Raw genomic sequence first — 17,303 nt, 5'->3', positions numbered from 1 at the left:
TGTTTAAACGGCTCAAGATCAGCGTTTGATAATTCTTATCACTTTTGTCAAGAACCAGCTTATTTCCCACTTTTCACGGTAATTGACGCGATGATGCCGCGGCGCGGCGCGATAGGCGTAAAGCCATGGTGACAGCCAGATTGTGCCATTATGTGCCGGTAAATGCCGCCAAATGCCGCATTCTCATTATTTGTGTCATCTTACAATCTTACAATGGTTAAAAAACGTTAAAATAAGAACAAAAAATGAACGTAATTTGAAAAAATTATATATTTCATTATCTTGTGGACGCTTTCTCATATTTTACATTTAATATATTGAAAAGCTTACCTTTTCCCATGAAAAGCAAGTTAAAACCCATTGACGACCATTATTTCCCATGGTATCCCATAATATCCCATCTTTGGGTGAATGGCGCGTTTTCTAGTTCCTCCCTGCGGAATCCTGCGCTGCATCTGAAGAATTAGGGAGTTTGAGAGTGATACCCGGTGCATGGCATTCCGCTTATGACCGGAATAACTGGCTGGCACGGCTAAGGATATAGGAGCGTCGCGTGGATTTATTTCTATCCACATTTGAGCATCGGATAGATAAAAAGGGGCGCTTATCCGTGCCAGCCCCTTTCCGTGCTGTGCTGGAACGTCGGGAGGATCCGCTTTATATCTATAAATCGCTTACCGAACCATGCCTTGAGGGCTGTGGCTCTGAGCGGATTGGCCAGATCGTTGATGCGATCGATACGATGGACAGCCTGTCCGAAGAAGTCGCGACTTTGCAGACAATGCTGTCAAGCGCCCAGGAAATGAAACTGGATAGCGAAGGCCGGATCATGTTGTCAGCCGACTTCATCGCCTTTGCCGCGCTGGATGAAAGCGCACTTTATGCCGGTATTGGCCGGTCATTCCAGATTTGGTTACCTGATCGTTATCGCAATCGTGAGACAGACGCACGTAACCGTGCCAAAACAGCGGGGCTGCCCTCGCTAAGGCTAGGCCGGAGTGCATCCCAAGATCCTCCGCATAGTGGAGGCCGCTAATGAGTGGCCAGATGCTTCACCAGTCGGTTTTATTAAACGAGGTGGTGGATGCTTTGCGCCCCGCCAATGGCAAGACCTATCTTGACGCCACTTTCGGCAATGGCGGTTATAGCCGGGCGCTTCTTGATGCCGCTGACTGTAGCGTCATAGCGATTGACCGCGATCCCGACGCGATTGCCCGTGGGCAGATGATGGTGGCTGAATATAAGCCACGCTTTGCCCTTGTGGAAGGCTGCTTTTCCGAAATGCACTCTCTGGTTCAAAGCGCATTTGTATCGACAGACTTGGGATCCATAAATCATGCAGATGCGGCGGTTCTGGACGGCGCCGCTTTTGACCTTGGCGTATGTTCGACGCAACTTGATCAGGCGGATCGCGGCTTTTCGTTTCGTCAGGATGGGCCGCTGGACATGCGTATGTCGCAATCTGGACTTAGCGCAGCCGATGTTGTTATGACGCATGAAGAACACGATATTGCCCAGATATTGTGGGAGTATGGCGAAGAAAAAGCATCCCGTCGTATCGCCAAAGCCATTATCAAAGCGCGCAGTGAAACAACCATATCCAGCACCAGCCAGCTTGCGGCCATCATTCATAGTGTTATGCCAGCCAAGCGCCCTGGCCAGATTGATCCCGCAACGCGCAGTTTTCAGGCCTTGCGTATTTATGTCAATCGCGAGCTTGACGAGTTGAAATCTGCGCTTACGACAAGCGAGGCCATGTTGAAACCAGGTGGCATGCTGGCTGTGGTGTCATTCCATTCCCTTGAAGACCGGATTGTGAAACGTTTTCTGGCGTCCCGAAGCCAGATTGCATCACAACCGTCGCGGCATCGCCCGCCCAGCAATGGCCCAGCCCCAACATTTGAACTGCTGACCCGCAAAGCCCTACAAGCGGGGACACGCGAACGTGAAGATAACAGCCGCGCCCGATCTGCCAAATTACGTGTCGCCATGCGCACCGATGCCCCCTATCCCCGACAGGAGAACGCCCTATGCGCATGATTTTAATTAGCGCCCTTGTTCTAGCTGGCCTTGGCACAACCTTGTATCAGGTCAAAACCGGTATCGATGCACGACAAGATCGGCTGAATGATCTGCAACTGACAATAGCGGCAACCAAACGCGACATTGCTGTGCTTGAAGCTGAATGGGCTTATTTATCAAGGCCTGAGCGGATCATGAGTCTATCCAGCACGCTACTTAATATGGAGCCAATCAGCTATGACCGCATTCTGCCACTTGACGCCATCCCCATGCGCGTTATGTCAGACACCAATTCCCAAAAACCGACGCCAATAGTGCAACTTCCAGTGCCAAAAGCACCCAAAGCACGCGCCATTAACCATACAAACTCTCAAGATATCTCTGAAAAAAACACGAAAATATCGGTCGCACTTCCAAGCATCACGCTCAAAGGCAGTCATATCAAGGCCGTTACAGCTGGAAAGGATAAACCGTAATGCGGAAAGGCGGATTTCTATCTAATGTGCGTAATCTAGTGTTGCCGCCACGACCTGACCCTGCCGCATCACGGGTGATTGCAGAAATACGCCTATTGCTATGTGCGAGTGTAGCTATACTGGCTTTCAGCATTATAGGTTTTCGGATTTTCAACCTGTCAGATGCGGGCGCACGCGAGCGTATGGCCAATCAGTTTAAAACAGCGCATGTCGAGCGTGGTCAGATAATTGATCGCAAGGGGCGTCTTCTGGCGACCAATCTGCCAATTACGGTTTTGCATGCTGACCCCCGTGAAATCATGGATGTAACCGACGCAGCTTCCAAGCTGGCACCTTTGATTGCACGGTATGATGAGGTAAGTCTGAAAACATTACTGTCCAAAAAGACCCGCTATGTCGAACTTGATCGGAAACTGACACCAGCACGCCATGCCGAAATCCTGCGGCTTGGCATTCCGGGTGTTTATTTTGCCGAAAGCACTTTACGTGTTTATCCACGCGCTGAAACAGCCGCACATATTCTAGGCCAGGTCGATCCCGAACATAACGGCATTGCGGGCATCGAAAAATCACAAGACGCACATCTGGCCGCAGGCAAGGATATTCATCTGTCGCTTGATGTGGGGCTACAGGCGATCATGCGCGCTGAAATATCAAAACAAATTAATGAGTTTGAGGCTATTGGCGGTGCTGGCGTTTTACTCGATACACGCACTGGCGAAATTTTGGCGATGACCTCTTTGCCTGATTACAACCCCAATCATTTCGCCAAAGCCAGCGATGATGCGCGGTTTAATCGGGCAACCAAGGGCCTGTATGAAATGGGTTCGACCTTTAAGGTGCTGAATACTGCGATAGCGCTGGAAACCGGAGCGGCAACCCCACGTACCGAATTTGAAGTCATGAAACCACTTCGGGTGTCACGCTTTACGATCAATGATTATCACCCTAGCAAAAAGCCCTTAAATGTCGCCGAGATCATGGTGCATTCGTCGAATATCGGTTCAGCTTTGATGGCAGAAGAATTTGGCGCGTCTATTCAGAAAGAATATATGCAGCGGCTTGGCCTGTTGGATCGTTTGCCGCTTGAATTACCAGAAATTGCCAAGCCATTATCGCCAAAACACTGGAAGCGTGCCGCAACCCTTACGGTGTCATACGGACATGGTATTTCGATTTCACCCGTCCATCTTGCCAGCGCTGTTTCAACAGCAAGCAGCAATGGCCTGCGGATAGCTCCAACATTGCTAAAGCGTAAAACGGGTGATGAAATTATCAAAACGCGCGTCTTTTCCGAGCATACAGCCCGCGCCGTCAGATCCATGATGCGGCTGGTTGTTTCGCATAAAGAAGGCACCGGCAAGAAAGCCCGTGCACCCGGGTATATGGTTGGCGGCAAGACCGGTACCGCCGAAAAAGTGCAAGCGAATGGCGGCTATAATGCCAAGGCCAATTTGGCTACCTTTGTGGCAACCTTTCCCGTCCACGATCCGCGCTATGTAATCGTGATCATGGTTGATGAGCCAAAAGGACAGAAGCAATCCAGTGGCTTTGCAACTGGGGGCTGGGTAGCGGCACCAGCAGTGCGCCGAATTGTCGAGCAGATTTCACCTATCTTAGGTGTGCACCCTGTTGACGAAGAATCGCCATCAATTCGCCAGAAACTCATGCTTGATTTCAATATTGGCAATCAGGAGGCAACACTTGCATCTTTCTGATCTATTGAAATATCTGGCAGACATTCCCGATCACGCCGCGTCGATAAAGATTGGCGGCATGAGCGACAATTCGCGCGCCATCAAACCGGGCGATATGTTTGCCGCGGTGGCGGGCAGTTCGACTGATGGTCGTATTTACATCAAAGCCGCCATTCATGCAGGCGCCAATGTCATTCTGACGGATATGCGCCCTTTGGATGCCCCGCTTAATGATCTGGACATCCCCATTATCATGGTTGAAAACCCGCGGCTTGTGCTAGCCAAAGCCGCCGCCCGCTTCTGGCGCAAACAACCAGGCATGATCGCCGCGGTGACAGGCACTAATGGTAAAACATCGACAACCGATTTTCTGCGCCAGCTATGGACGCGTGTTACATGGCAGGCAGCATCGATCGGCACCTTGGGTATCAAAGGCACTCACACACGAAAAATGGATGGTAAAATCCTAGATTTACCAAAGCTTACAACACCTGACAGCGTGTCTCTGCACTCTGCCCTATCCCCCCTATGCGATGCGGGGATAACGCATCTTGCGCTTGAGGCCAGTTCGCACGGCCTTGTGCAACAACGTCTTGACGGACTCAACATCCATATCGCCGCCTTTACCAATCTGACGCAAGATCATCTCGATCATCATGATGATATGGAGTCTTACTTTGTCGCCAAATCACATCTGTTCATGGATTTACTGATGCATGCAGGTGCGGCCATCATCAATATTGATGATCCCTATGGTCGCCGGCTTTGCAAAATGCTGACAGCACAAGGTGACGCACGAAAGATTGTTTTAAAGACATTCGGCTTTGCCGATGATGCCGACTTCCAGATCGAAAACGTTACACCGATCGACAATATTCTGGAAATGGTGGTTAAGCATAACGGCGAAAGCTGGCATATCCCACTTGCCATGTCCGGCACCTTTCAGGCGGTTAACGCCTTAACCGCCGGCATCATGGCTCATATGAGTGGCCTGCCTCTACAGGACTCGCTTGGTGGGTTAGCCTATCTCAAACCAGCCCCAGGGCGGATGCAGACCGTAACGGGGCATCCACAGGGCGCACAGATTGTTGTTGATTTTGCCCATACGCCTGACGCCTTGCGCGCTGCGCTAGAAGCCCTGCGACCTGAAGTTAGCCGTAAACTTTATGTGCTGTTTGGATGTGGTGGCGACCGTGATCCGTCAAAACGGGCGTTGATGGGTGCCATTGCTGATGACGCCGCCGATATGGTGATCGTCACTGACGATAATCCACGGTCTGAAGATCCAGCCAGTATCCGTTCAGCGATTATGGCCGCCAGCCCCAAGAGTATCGAAATTACCCCACGCGATACCGCCATAAAAACCGCACTCGAACAGCTGGTTGAGGGTGATGTTCTGCTGATAGCTGGCAAAGGGCATGAAACCGTTCAATTGATCGGTGATGAAACCTTGCCCTTTAGTGACATATCTGTTGCCAGCCGGATCATTGCAGATATGACGGAGGCGCATAAATGACCGCGCATCTGTGGACAGTCGATGAAATCTGCACGCATACCAATGGCATCATGGCTGAAACAGCAATGGTGCCAGCACCGATAGATCATATCACAATGGATAGCCGCATGTGCCGTAAAGGCAGTCTGTTTGTGGCTTTGCCAGGTGCGCAAGCGGATGGGCATGACTTCCTTGCCAAGGCCGCCAATGGGGATGCCAGCGCAGCCCTTGTAGCAACGCCCGACACCTCTATTAACCTTGCACAGATCGTTGTGCCGGACTGTTTGGCAGCCTTGACCGCGTTGGCAGTTGCCGGACGCAACCGGTTTAAAGGTTCGATGATTGCCATCACCGGTTCAGTTGGTAAAACAGGCACCAAGGAGATGCTGGCGCATCTATTACGCGCATGTGGTCAAAGCCATGCGAATGAAGGCAATTTCAATAATCATATCGGCCTGCCGTTAAGCCTTGCCGCACTGCCAAAAGATAGCCAGTTTGCGATTCAGGAAATCGGCATGAATCACGCAGGTGAAATTGCCAGCCTAACGCGTATTGCCCAGCCTGATATTGCCATGATCACTCGGATTGCTGCGGCCCATTCAGGGCATTTTGATTCGATTGACGCCATTGCCGACGCCAAAGCCGAAATATTCGAAGGTATGCACGGCGGCACGGCTGTTCTGAACAGTGATGATCCGTTTTTCCCGAAACTATCTGAAGCCGCCAAGAGCGCGGGCGTCAGCCGGATTGTAACCTTTGGCAGTCATAGCGATGCCGAATTCTGTTTGCTGTCAGCGCGTCAGGATAATGATGGCATGAACATAGAGGCCGATTTATCCGGCGTTCCCGTCAGCTTTCATTTAGGCATGTCAGGACAGCATTGGGCGATGAACTCTTTGGGTGTTCTGGCTTGTATATATGCGCTGGGCGAAGATCCGGTCGCCGCCAGTAATGATCTAGCCAGTTTTGGAGATATTGCTGGACGTGGCGCACGTCATAGCGGCTTTTTCAATGGCCATGCCATATCAGTTATCGATGATAGTTATAATGCCAGTCCAGCATCGATGTCGGCTGCACTTGCCCCATTTTTAACAGGCGCGCGCCATACCGACATAATGGTATTGAGTGACATGCTCGAACTAGGCAGCGATAGCGCTGCCGCGCATGACGATATTGTTACAACCGTCGCCAGCATTGCCCCGCGCCATGTCATTACCATCGGGGCTAACTTTGCCCATGCCTTTGCCAAAGCGGCTCCTAGCTGTGATGTAATCATCGCCGACGATCCGGCACATGCAACCGACATGCTGGCACGGCTTGTTCAGACTAACGATACAATCTTTATCAAGGGATCAAAAGGTTCTGGCGCATGGCGCGTCACCGACGCTGTTCTCAGCGTCCTGACCGACAAGACACCAGCCACGTCTGCCGCCTCACACCTAGCCAAGGGCAAATTGCATGTTACCTGATTTACTTGTTCCATTGGCGGGTGAATACCAGTTCTTCAACCTGTTCCGCTACATCACGTTTAGAACTGGCGGGGCAACGGTTACAGCTTTGTTTCTAAGCCTGTTATTTGGTCCGGTATTTATCCGTTGGCTGAAAGCAAATCAGAAAGAAGGCCAGCCTATTCGTGATGATGGCCCGCAATCGCATCTGATTACCAAAATTGGCACCCCCACCATGGGCGGGTTATTGATACTGGCGGCTTTTGCCATTTCGGCATTGCTATGGACGCCGTTATCGAACCCCTATATGTGGCCTGTTTTATCAGTGGCATTGGTTTTTGGTGCTATCGGCAGTGTTGATGACTGGATGAAACTGCGCCGCCGTTCGCACCATGGCATGTCAGGACGCATGAAGATGGGGTTGCAGCTAATTGTTGCTTTCTTTGCCACGCTGGTATTCATCCAGCTATCGCCAAGCGACGTCCGCTATGGCATTTCGGTACCTTTCATGAAAGATACCATTATCGCCCTTGGCCTGTTTTATGTGCCTTTTGCCATGCTGGTGATTGTTGGGGCATCAAATGCGGTGAATCTGACAGATGGGCTTGATGGCCTTGCCATTGTGCCGGTGATGATCGTGGCTGGTTGTTTCACCTTGATCGCCTATCTAGCTGGTAACGTGAATTTTGCCAATTATCTGCAAATCAATTATGTCCCAGGTACTGGTGAACTGGCGGTTATGTGCGGGGCACTGATCGGCGCTGGATTAGGCTTTTTATGGTTTAACGCCCCCCCTGCCCGTGTGTTCATGGGAGATACAGGGTCGCTTGCGCTGGGCGGCGCACTTGGTGCTATTTCAGTGGCTACCAGACATGAGCTGGTGCTGGCGATTGCTGGCGGTCTTTTCGTTCTCGAAACAGCCTCGGTTATCTTGCAGGTTGCCTCATTCAAGCTGACTGGCAAGCGTATTTTTCTAATGGCACCTTTGCATCATCATTTCGAGAAAAAGGGCTGGGCCGAGTCAACAATCGTTATCCGCTTCTGGATCATTGCTTTCATGCTGGGCATCGTCGCCTTGTCATCACTAAAGCTACGTTAGGGGCAAATCATGATGATACCGCACAACATGTCAGGACAACGCATAGGGCTTTTAGGCCTTGGTCGTTCCGGCATTGCGGCTGCTCGTTCACTGGCAGCAGCAGGTGCGGTTACATATGCCTATGATGATAAGGCCCATAGAGACATACCATCTGGCTGCACCGCTGATAACTTTATCTGGCAGGACTGGCAAGACTGGTCATGGGAAACATTAGATGCGCTGGTCATCAGCCCGGGCATACCGCATCTTCATCCAAAACCGCATCCGGCGGCGGCAAAAGCCAGCAATATGGGCATTCCTATCATCAGCGAAGTCGAGCTGGCTTTGCGCGCCAAAAGCGACGCCCGACTGATTGCGATTACCGGCACCAATGGAAAATCGACCTGTACCGCCCTGCTTGCTCATTGTTTGGTCGAGGCTGGTGCCAAGATTGCCGTCGGAGGCAATATCGGCGATGCGGCGTGTTCACTGAAAGATCCCGGAACCAACGGTTATATCATTCTCGAACTATCATCCTATCAACTTGAAACAACGCCGTCTCTGGCACCTGATTTTGGCGTTGTGCTGAACATAACGCCAGATCATCTTGATCGCCATGGTGGCATGGATGGCTATGTTGCGGCCAAACAGCTTATGGTTACGGCAACCTGTGCTGGTGGGCATGTCATTCTAGGCAGTGATGATGATTATATGCGTGACTTTGCCAGAACGCCTGTTGCTGACATGGTAACTGTAAAAACGGTTACTTCATCAGATGCGCCCAAAGGCCGCGATAGCTCCCCTGCTCTCAAGGGTGCGCATAATGCACAAAATGCTGCCGCCATAGCCAGCATCATGCGTATATTGGGCTATGCCGAAAACATGATTGACTCAGGCATGGCGTCGTTTACTGGCCTGCCGCATCGTCTGCAACCTGTAGGACAGACAGGGCAAATAACCTTTATCAATGATTCTAAAGCCACCAATGGCGTTGCCGCGGCCAAAGCGCTGATGGCATTTAACAATATTTACTGGATTGCTGGCGGTCTGGCCAAAGATGATGGCATCGGCGCGGCAGGTGACGCCCTTGGGGCGGTCAAAAAGGCCTATCTGATTGGTGCCGCGGCTGATCTATTCGCCGGCCAGCTTAATGGCAAATGCCCTACCGAAATTCATCATGATCTTACAAGTGCGACATATGCCGCCTTTGCCGATGCCCAAAGCGCATCAAATACAGCGCATATTCTGCTATCGCCTGCGGCCGCATCCTTTGACCAATTTGATAGTTTTGAAGCCCGCGGCGATGCCTTTACTGCCCTAGCCTCGACACTTTGCGCCACGGCTTCCGGTTCTATGACCAGCTCTATGGGAGGCAGTTATGCTTGATCGTACAGATCGCTCGCTGGTCGGGGTATGGTGGTGGACTGTTGACCGCTGGCTATTGGCATGCGCCTTGATTTTGATGGTAATCGGCACCTTGCTGGTGATGGCGGCGGGACCTGCTGTGGCTAATCTTATCAGCTTACCATCACAGCATTTCGTTATCCGTCAGGTGATGTATCTTCTTCCTGCAATAGCCATTATTTTCGGCGTTTCATTATTGGAGCCGCGTCCCATCAGGGCGTTGGCGCTGATCGGCATGGTAGCCATTATAGGGCTTATGATCCTAGCAATTGTCGCTGGCAGTGAAATCAAAGGCGCGACACGCTGGATTTCGATTGCTGGCTTTAACTTGCAACCATCAGAATTTGCCAAGCCCCTATTCGCCATTGTTTCGGCTTGGCTACTGACCCTGTGGCGTGAAGGGCAAGACTTTCCTGGCTGGATTTATTCCACCGGCTTGCTGGCCATTCTGGTGACAATTCTGGTTTTACAACCTGATATTGGCATGACCGTAGTCATTACACTGACATGGGGCTTTCAGATGTTTCTGGCTGGCATGCCACTGTTATTCGTAATTGGCGCTATCGCTCTGGCACCTATTGCCTTTTATCTGGCCTATCAGAATCTGAGTCACGTGCAGATGCGCGTGGACAAGTTTTTCAATGGCGGATCATGGCAAGTCGATAAAGCGCGTGAAAGTTTTGCCGAAGGCGGTTTCTTTGGCGTCGGACCTGGTGACGGCCGGGTAAAACTAAATCTGCCAGATGCCCATTCAGATTTCATTTTTGCGGTGGCGGCCGAGGAATATGGTGCGATAGCCTGTCTGATCCTGCTTGGGCTTTATGCTTTCATCGTTCTTCGCGGCTTTACTCGGGCGATGTCAGGCGAAGGCCTGTTCTGCCTGATTGCAGCTTCCAGCCTAGTCATGCAATTTGGCGTGCAGGCATGTATTCATATGGCATCATCAGTCGATCTGATCCCGACCAAAGGCATGACCCTACCCTTTATCAGTTATGGTGGGTCCTCGTTATTGGCCAGCAGTTTGACAATGGGTTTGATCTTGGCGCTGACTCGCAAACGGACAGCGGCCGATAGTTTTGCTAGGGGGGATCAGCTATGACCCGCCTTGCACCACTTAACAAGCCGTTGGTCTGTCTTGCCGCAGGTGGCACAGGCGGTCATGTATTCCCCGCCATTGCGGTTGCCGAAACACTAAGCGCCCGTGGGTATCGAACCCAGCTATTCACCGATAAGCGCGGGGCAAAAATTGCCACGGCCAGCAATCAGGACGCGTCATCAGCCCTGCTTGGCGTGACAGTCATTGCCAGTGCATCGCCATTCCAGAGTGGCATCATCCGCCGCCTGAGTGCGCTTTTCAAGCTTGGGTTTGGCGTTGGGCAATGTCTGCTCCATTTCTGCTTGCAACGTCCAGCGGCTATTATAGGGTTTGGCGGCTATCCATCCTTTGCGCCTTTATTTGCTGGCGGCTTGTTGCGCGTCCCACGTGTTCTGCATGAACAGAATGCGTTTCTGGGGCGGGCCAATCATCTGTTAGCTCGCCATGCAGGCAATTTGGCGCTAAGTTGGGAAGGCACCCGCAATCTGCCTGAAAATATTCACATCGAAGTCACCGGCATGCCTGTGCGTGATGTGTTTCATCAGGACAGTGTATCTGCCAGCGCGCAAAAATCAGCACCCGTTAATAAGGGTGAAAAACTGTATCTGGCTGTATTTGGCGGGTCCCAGGGCGCGGCCGTTTTTGCCTCGTTGATTCCCGCGGCCATAGGGATGCTGCCTGCTGACATAAAAGAACGCCTTGTCATAACCCAGCAAGCCCGCAGCGATCAGGTTGACGCGCTAGACGCGCTTTATGCCGAAATGGGCATCACTGCCACCATCGCACCGTTCTTTGCCGATATCGCCAGCCATATCCGCCAAAGCGACCTGATCATCAGCCGGGCTGGCGCGTCGTCCGTTGCCGAGCTAGCGGCTTTGGGCGCGCCAACAATTTTCATTCCTTTTCCCCATGCCATGGATGATCATCAGACACAAAACGCCATGCAGATGCAGACACTTGGCGGGGGCCTATGCCTTGCCGAAAACGATCTGGACGCCAAGAAACTGGCCAGGCATCTGACAGACTTGTTGAATGACCCATCAGCGCTGACTGATATGGCGCGCAAAGCAAAGCAGTTATCAAGACCCGACGCGGCGGGAAGTATCACAGATTTAATCGAAGCCTGTATCAAGGGAAACGCATCGTCTAATTCGCCTTCATCTAATCAGGGGGCTGCGATATGAGCGAGTTACCACTTTCCATCGGCACAATGCATTTCACCGGTATTGGCGGTATCGGCATGAGCGGCATTGCCGAAATTCTGTTCGAGCTTGGCTATTCTGTTCAAGGCAGTGATATGTCGGAAAATGCCAATGTACGACGTTTGCGCGCACAAGGCATTCCGGTGATGGTTGGGCAAAGTGCCGAAAATCTGGGTGACGCAGCTCTGGTTGTTACATCGACCGCGATTAAAGCCGACAACCCAGAAGTGGTGGCAGCACGAGCACGATTTCTGCCGATAGTACATCGCGCCGAAATGCTGGGTGAGTTGATGCGATTGCGCTGGTCAGTCGCCGTGGCCGGCACGCATGGTAAAACCACAACCACATCTTTGGTTGCGACCTTGCTGGATGGCGCACAGATTGACCCGACCGTCATCAATGGCGGTATCATTACCGGCTGGGGTAGTAATGCCAGGCTTGGCAAAGGCAAATGGATGGTTGTCGAAGCCGACGAAAGTGATGGCTCTTTTGCCAAACTGAAACCTACTGTCGCCGTCGTCACCAATATAGACCCTGAACATCTTGATCATCATGGCAGTTTTGAGGCGCTGGAAACGGCCTTTTTGAATTTTGTATCTTCCATTCCCTTTTACGGCTTTGCCACCTTATGTATTGATCATCCTGCCGTTCAGCGCATGATGGCGCATATCAAAGATCGCCGGATTATAACCTATGGCATGTCAGCTAATGCCGATGTGCGCGCAACAAATTTGCGGGTTGAAGGTAGCAATATGCTGTTTGATGTTTTGCTATCCGATCGTCTTGTTGGCGATATGGAACGGATTGATGATGTGCTGTTTCCAATGCTGGGCGATCATAATGTCCAGAACTGTCTAGCCGCCATTGCGGTAGCGCTGGAAATGAATATCAATGCCCAAAAGATCAAAGACACACTTGCCACATTTGGTGGAGTTGGACGCCGGTTTGAAACCAAAGGCGTCAGCGACGGGGTTACGATCATTGACGATTATGGGCATCATCCCGTCGAGATAAAAGCCGCCTTGCAAGCTGGCCGGATGATGTGCGGTGATAATAAGCTGGTCGCTGTTGTCCAGCCTCACCGCTATAGCCGACTTGCTGATTTATTTAGCGATTTCTGTGGGTGCTTCAACGACGCTGATGACGTGCTTGTTGCAGATGTCTATGCCGCCGGTGAAACACCCATCGAGGGATTTGACAAAGCCGCCCTTGTTGAAGGGCTTCGTGACCATGGTCATAAAGGGCCGGCAGCGCTTGACAGTCAATCTGTGTTGGCACAGGAAATCATGAAACGCACCAGCAAAGGTGATCTTGTCATGTGCCTTGGTGCCGGTGATATCACCAGCTGGGCAGCATCATTGCCTGCCGAGCTTGACGCATTGCGGGAGGTATCATCATGACTGATTTGATAACACGCCTTCCCAAAATACGCGGCGATTACGCCATACAGGATGCCATGTCAGCGCATACCTGGTTTGGTGTTGGCGGTCCAGCTGATGTGATTTTCAGCCCTGTTGATGAAGAGGATTTGTCGCATTTCCTTGCCCATTGCGATGCCGATATTCCGATTTTGCCAATTGGTGCTGGATCCAACCTTCTGGTTCGTGATGGCGGTGTAAGCGGGGTCATCATCAAGCTGACCGATCATATGAAGCATATTCATCATGACGGCTCAATTGTGACCGCACAGACTGGCGCGCTTGACGCCGAGGTTGCGCGTTATGCTTCCAAGGCAGGCTTGACTGGACTTGAGTTTCTAATTGGCATCCCCGGCACGGTTGGCGGCGGTTTACGCATGAATGCTGGTGCCTATGGCAACGAATTTAAAGATATCACAATGATCGCGCACGGCTTTGACCGGGCTGGTAATCCGATCAGCGCCACACCAACCGAAATGGGCATGGCCTATCGGCATAGTGATGCGCCTGCTGACTGGATCTTTACATCGGCAAGCATGCAGGCACACCCCGGCGACCATGACGCTATCCGTGCACGAATGAAAGAGATTGTCGCCAGCCGCGGTGATGCCCAGCCACGCGGCGTGCGGACGGGTGGAAGCACCTTTGCCAATCCAGATGGCGGCAAAGCGTGGCAGGAAATCGATCGTGCAGGTTGTCGTGGGTTGGCAGTTGGTGCCGCACAGGTATCCGAAAAGCATTGTAATTTTCTGATCAATAATGGCGGTGCCACCGCTGAAGATATCGAAACCCTTGGTGAGACTGTGCGGGCACGCGTACGCGCATCTGGTGGCCCCGATTTGCGCTGGGAAATCCGCCGCATCGGTCATGCGCTTACCAAGTTAAACCAGCAGGAGACATCGCAATGAGTGCGCATCCTAGTCGTGTTGCCGTTCTTATGGGCGGATGGACATCCGAGGCATCGGTCAGTCGTGTTTCAGCAAGTTTTTGCGGACAGGCAGCGCGTTCGGCTGGTTGGGATGCTGTCGAAGTCGAAGTTGATCGTGATATTGCCACAAAGCTAGCCGAGATGAAACCCGACCGTTGCTTTAACGCTCTGCATGGACAGGTTGGCGAAGATGGCAATATTCAGGGTCTGTTGAACATCATGAATATTCCCTACACGCATAGCGGTCTGGTGGCCTCGGCGCTGGCAATGGATAAGGTGCTGGCCAAAATGATTATGACCACATGTGGCATCAGGGTGCCTGCCACCTTGCCATTGGTTGAAGATACCCATGTCTATCCGGAACATGCCATGCAGGCGCATGTGATCAAACCGCTGAATGACGGGTCAAGTTTTGGTGTTGTTATCGTCAAGGATGGTGATAAGGCACCTGCACGTAGCCTTTGGAATACCAATACCCAGCTATTATGCGAGCCGTTTATTCCGGGGCGCGAACTGACCGTTTCGGTGCTTGAGGGCACCGCTTTATGCGTGACCGAAATCACCTCTGAAAACAGCTTTTATGATTTTGACGCCAAATATGCCCCGGGCGGGTCACAACATATTCTGCCAGCTGACATTCCCGAAGATGTGACCTTGCAGGCATGTGAGTGGGCTGAACGTGCCTACCGCGCCTTTGGGTGTCGCGGTGTCATCCGTGCCGATTATCGCTGGAACGATGCAACCAACCAGCTATTCATGCTGGAAATCAATACTCAGCCAGGCATGACAGCCACTTCGCTGGTGCCTGAACAGGCGCGCTTTGTCGGCATGACAGGCGAAGAATTAGTCAATCATCTTTTGGAGACAGCACAATGCGACGATTAATATCGAAGCCTGGCGTTTTGCCAACAGATAAGACCAAAAAATCAAACTTGCGGCGTGAAACGCCTGCCAGCAAGACCAATTTGCCGCGTGTGAAAACACTGTTTCTGGGGTTTGTCGGCTTGACGCTGGCGGCAACTGCAACGCTGGCTTATATAGATCGTGAACGCCTGGTTGACGAGATGCTGATAGCAACAGGTAAGGCAGGGCTTAATCTGCAATTCATTCAGGTTCGTGGACGCGCACATACCCCAACAGACAGTCTGGTAGCCGCCACCGATTTACGGCTTGGCGATCCGATTTTGGGCATCAATATCGATGAGGTTCATAAACGTATCAGTGCCATTGGCTGGGTTGAAGACGTCATTGTTGAGCGCCGGATGCCATCGACTGTCAGGATTTCGATAAGAGAGCGCCTGCCTATGGGGCTTTTGCAAACGGCAGACGGGCATCAGCTTATCGACGCGCATGGCGTTATTATTAAAGGCGCCAAAGCCAGCGACTTTACCCATTTACCTGTCGTTGCTGGCGAAGGTTCAGCTAAACATGCCGAGAAAATTCTGTCGGTACTGAAAACCGAGCCTGAATTATTCGCCGAGGTATGGGCTATCAGTTATCAGTCAGGCCGCCGGTGGGATGTGCATCTGCGCAATGGTATAGAAATTCGCCTTCCTGAAGTTGAGCCGCGGCGGGCATGGTCACGACTGGCCGTGATGGAAAGACGCAAACAGATCATTAATCGTGATCTCGCTGTTATCGATCTGCGCATTCCCGAACAATTGATTGTCGAACCCAATATTCCGGTTCGAGGAAAGGGAAAAAGCACATGATCCTGCGCAATAAACAGAGCGCCATACGCCGTCCATTTGCCGTGCTTGACCTTGGATCATCCAAAGTCACCTGCTTGATTGGTGAGGCCGATGGCAAAGGCAAAGTCCAGCTTTTGGGTCAAGGCATGCATGCCTCGGCTGGCATGCGGCATGGTGAAGTCAGTAATCTGGAGCTGTTAAGCACCGTTATCGGGAAAACTGTTCACGCCGCCGAACGTGATGCCGGCACGTCCATTCAGTCGATGAGCATTGTTACGCCAGGCGGGATGCCGGTTTCGCGCCTTGGCAAACAGGCATTGACTCTATCTGACAAGACTGTGCGCCGCCGCGACATGCAACGTTTGATGGCACGCGAAAATGATGCTGATACACCAGACTCGCATCAGGCCATGCATTTGCAGACCTTACAATATGACCTTGATGATGTGCGCGGCATTGCCGACCCACGTGGTATGCGCGGTAGTTCGCTTTCGGTTGATTATACGATTGTCAGTGGCGCCCGCACAAGCCTGACAAATTTCCGTGAAGCGCTGGTTTTGAATCATCTCGAAGTTGACCGTTTCATTCATGCTGGTTACGCCGCCGGACTTTCCTGTCTGAGTGAAGAAGAACGTGATCTTGGCGGTGCCGTCATTGATATGGGTGGGGGCACAACCTCGATCTCAATTTTCATGCATGGTAAGTTGATCTATGTTGACACTATTCCAGTTGGCGGTCACCGCGTCACCACGGATATTGCCCGCATCCTGTCCTTACCTGTTGCCGATGCCGAGCGCATTAAAGCCATCGACGGATCGGTCATGCCTACCGAACTGAGTGGCACACCGCCTGCATCATTGAGCGAGGTCATGCGCAACGGCAATAGCGACAATATCGTGATACCAACGCAAGGTGACAATATCGAAATTGGCGGCAAAAGCGTCGAGCGTAATCTGCTTAGTGCCATCATACGGCCCCGGATTGAAGAAATCATCGAGCTTCTGACTTCACGCATCGACAATGCACATATGCAACATGCTGCCGGCAACCGCCTACTGTTGACTGGTGGTGCCAGCCAACTTACCGGCCTTGCCGATCTCTATGCCCATGCTACGCAGAAAACCGTCATTCTTGGGAAACCCCAGGGTGTCGATGGTCTGCTTGACGAAAATAGTGGCCCTGAATTTGCCGCAGCTATTGGCGCGCTGACACATATCAGCCGTCTAGAGGAAAATGACCCGACCGACCGACAGACACGCACCCTGTCATATGGGCCATTTGAACGTATTGGTGCGTGGCTTCGTGACAATCTGTGAGAAAGGAACGGTTAAATGCCAATCACTATCTT

The 17,303-nt window shown here is 51.8% G+C and carries 15 protein-coding genes; all 15 read left to right on the top strand.

The features are described 5' to 3' along the window. Positions 1-553: 553 nt before the first annotated feature. From ACTF7Q_RS04905 to ftsA, 15 genes are read left to right on the top strand one after another with little or no spacing between them, the layout of a single operon-like run. Positions 554-1,036 (top strand): division/cell wall cluster transcriptional repressor MraZ, encoded by a 483-nt coding sequence (locus ACTF7Q_RS04905; protein ID WP_438996742.1) that lies wholly within the window; start codon positions 554-556, stop codon positions 1,034-1,036. Next, the gene (rsmH, locus tag ACTF7Q_RS04900) at positions 1,036-2,040 is read left to right on the top strand and encodes a 16S rRNA (cytosine(1402)-N(4))-methyltransferase RsmH (RefSeq protein WP_438996741.1); all 1,005 of its coding nucleotides are present in this window, start codon (positions 1,036-1,038) and stop codon (positions 2,038-2,040) included. Before ACTF7Q_RS04905 ends, rsmH begins: the two co-directional genes overlap by 1 nt. After that, complete coding sequence (gene ftsL, locus ACTF7Q_RS04895) at positions 2,031-2,498, top strand: cell division protein FtsL (RefSeq protein ID WP_438996740.1); 468 nt, start codon at positions 2,031-2,033, stop codon at positions 2,496-2,498. The genes rsmH and ftsL overlap by 10 nt, the downstream gene beginning before the upstream one ends. After that, entirely contained in the window at positions 2,498-4,216 is a 1,719-nt protein-coding gene (locus ACTF7Q_RS04890; RefSeq protein WP_438996739.1) for a peptidoglycan D,D-transpeptidase FtsI family protein, read from the top strand. The genes ftsL and ACTF7Q_RS04890 overlap by 1 nt, the downstream gene beginning before the upstream one ends. Continuing rightward, on the top strand, positions 4,203-5,711 hold the full coding sequence (locus tag ACTF7Q_RS04885; RefSeq protein WP_438996738.1) for a UDP-N-acetylmuramoyl-L-alanyl-D-glutamate--2,6-diaminopimelate ligase: 1,509 nt from the start codon (positions 4,203-4,205) through the stop codon (positions 5,709-5,711). Before ACTF7Q_RS04890 ends, ACTF7Q_RS04885 begins: the two co-directional genes overlap by 14 nt. Then, on the top strand, positions 5,708-7,159 hold the full coding sequence (locus ACTF7Q_RS04880) for a UDP-N-acetylmuramoyl-tripeptide--D-alanyl-D-alanine ligase (RefSeq protein ID WP_438996737.1): 1,452 nt from the start codon (positions 5,708-5,710) through the stop codon (positions 7,157-7,159). The genes ACTF7Q_RS04885 and ACTF7Q_RS04880 overlap by 4 nt, the downstream gene beginning before the upstream one ends. After that, the gene (mraY, locus tag ACTF7Q_RS04875; protein WP_438996736.1) at positions 7,149-8,237 is read left to right on the top strand and encodes a phospho-N-acetylmuramoyl-pentapeptide-transferase; all 1,089 of its coding nucleotides are present in this window, start codon (positions 7,149-7,151) and stop codon (positions 8,235-8,237) included. Before ACTF7Q_RS04880 ends, mraY begins: the two co-directional genes overlap by 11 nt. A gap of 9 nt (positions 8,238-8,246) precedes the next feature. Continuing rightward, complete coding sequence (murD, locus tag ACTF7Q_RS04870) at positions 8,247-9,602, top strand: UDP-N-acetylmuramoyl-L-alanine--D-glutamate ligase (RefSeq protein ID WP_438996735.1); 1,356 nt, start codon at positions 8,247-8,249, stop codon at positions 9,600-9,602. Next, positions 9,595-10,719: an FtsW/RodA/SpoVE family cell cycle protein gene (locus ACTF7Q_RS04865; protein ID WP_438996734.1), complete on the top strand. Its 1,125-nt coding sequence runs from the start codon at positions 9,595-9,597 to the stop codon at positions 10,717-10,719. The genes murD and ACTF7Q_RS04865 overlap by 8 nt, the downstream gene beginning before the upstream one ends. Beyond that, the gene (murG, locus tag ACTF7Q_RS04860) at positions 10,716-11,900 is read left to right on the top strand and encodes an undecaprenyldiphospho-muramoylpentapeptide beta-N-acetylglucosaminyltransferase (RefSeq protein WP_438996733.1); all 1,185 of its coding nucleotides are present in this window, start codon (positions 10,716-10,718) and stop codon (positions 11,898-11,900) included. Before ACTF7Q_RS04865 ends, murG begins: the two co-directional genes overlap by 4 nt. Next, entirely contained in the window at positions 11,897-13,318 is a 1,422-nt protein-coding gene (gene murC / locus ACTF7Q_RS04855; protein WP_438996732.1) for a UDP-N-acetylmuramate--L-alanine ligase, read from the top strand. The genes murG and murC overlap by 4 nt, the downstream gene beginning before the upstream one ends. Then, positions 13,315-14,244, top strand: coding sequence for a UDP-N-acetylmuramate dehydrogenase (gene murB / locus ACTF7Q_RS04850; protein WP_438996731.1), 930 nt, complete (start codon positions 13,315-13,317; stop codon positions 14,242-14,244). Before murC ends, murB begins: the two co-directional genes overlap by 4 nt. Then, positions 14,241-15,149: a D-alanine--D-alanine ligase gene (locus tag ACTF7Q_RS04845; RefSeq protein ID WP_438996730.1), complete on the top strand. Its 909-nt coding sequence runs from the start codon at positions 14,241-14,243 to the stop codon at positions 15,147-15,149. The genes murB and ACTF7Q_RS04845 overlap by 4 nt, the downstream gene beginning before the upstream one ends. Further along, entirely contained in the window at positions 15,137-15,976 is an 840-nt protein-coding gene (locus ACTF7Q_RS04840) for a cell division protein FtsQ/DivIB (protein WP_438996729.1), read from the top strand. The genes ACTF7Q_RS04845 and ACTF7Q_RS04840 overlap by 13 nt, the downstream gene beginning before the upstream one ends. After that, positions 15,973-17,271 (top strand): cell division protein FtsA, encoded by a 1,299-nt coding sequence (ftsA, locus tag ACTF7Q_RS04835; protein WP_438996728.1) that lies wholly within the window; start codon positions 15,973-15,975, stop codon positions 17,269-17,271. Before ACTF7Q_RS04840 ends, ftsA begins: the two co-directional genes overlap by 4 nt. Positions 17,272-17,303 lie beyond the last annotated feature (32 nt).

The sequence above is a fragment of the Puniceispirillum sp. (SeqCode) genome (assembly GCF_965657105.1).
In the GTDB taxonomy this organism is placed as follows: domain Bacteria; phylum Pseudomonadota; class Alphaproteobacteria; order Puniceispirillales; family Puniceispirillaceae; genus Puniceispirillum.
The sequence above is the reverse complement of the archived record's forward strand: the minus strand, read 5'-3'. Positions and strand labels throughout refer to the sequence as shown.

Bases quoted from the DNA above. Each gene is read 5' to 3' on its own strand.
- murD (WP_438996735.1), top strand. From the start codon at position 8,247: ATGATGATACCGCACAACATGTCAGGACAACGCATAGGGCTTTTAGGC.
- ACTF7Q_RS04840 (WP_438996729.1), top strand. From the start codon at position 15,137: ATGCGACGATTAATATCGAAGCCTGGCGTTTTGCCAACAGATAAGACC.
- ftsA (WP_438996728.1), top strand. From the start codon at position 15,973: ATGATCCTGCGCAATAAACAGAGCGCCATACGCCGTCCATTTGCCGTG.
- ACTF7Q_RS04845 (WP_438996730.1), top strand. From the start codon at position 14,241: ATGAGTGCGCATCCTAGTCGTGTTGCCGTTCTTATGGGCGGATGGACA.
- mraY (WP_438996736.1), top strand. From the start codon at position 7,149: ATGTTACCTGATTTACTTGTTCCATTGGCGGGTGAATACCAGTTCTTC.
- rsmH (WP_438996741.1), top strand. From the start codon at position 1,036: ATGAGTGGCCAGATGCTTCACCAGTCGGTTTTATTAAACGAGGTGGTG.
- ACTF7Q_RS04880 (WP_438996737.1), top strand. From the start codon at position 5,708: ATGACCGCGCATCTGTGGACAGTCGATGAAATCTGCACGCATACCAAT.
- ACTF7Q_RS04890 (WP_438996739.1), top strand. From the start codon at position 2,498: ATGCGGAAAGGCGGATTTCTATCTAATGTGCGTAATCTAGTGTTGCCG.
- murC (WP_438996732.1), top strand. From the start codon at position 11,897: ATGAGCGAGTTACCACTTTCCATCGGCACAATGCATTTCACCGGTATT.
- murG (WP_438996733.1), top strand. From the start codon at position 10,716: ATGACCCGCCTTGCACCACTTAACAAGCCGTTGGTCTGTCTTGCCGCA.
- murB (WP_438996731.1), top strand. From the start codon at position 13,315: ATGACTGATTTGATAACACGCCTTCCCAAAATACGCGGCGATTACGCC.
- ftsL (WP_438996740.1), top strand. From the start codon at position 2,031: ATGCGCATGATTTTAATTAGCGCCCTTGTTCTAGCTGGCCTTGGCACA.
- ACTF7Q_RS04865 (WP_438996734.1), top strand. From the start codon at position 9,595: ATGCTTGATCGTACAGATCGCTCGCTGGTCGGGGTATGGTGGTGGACT.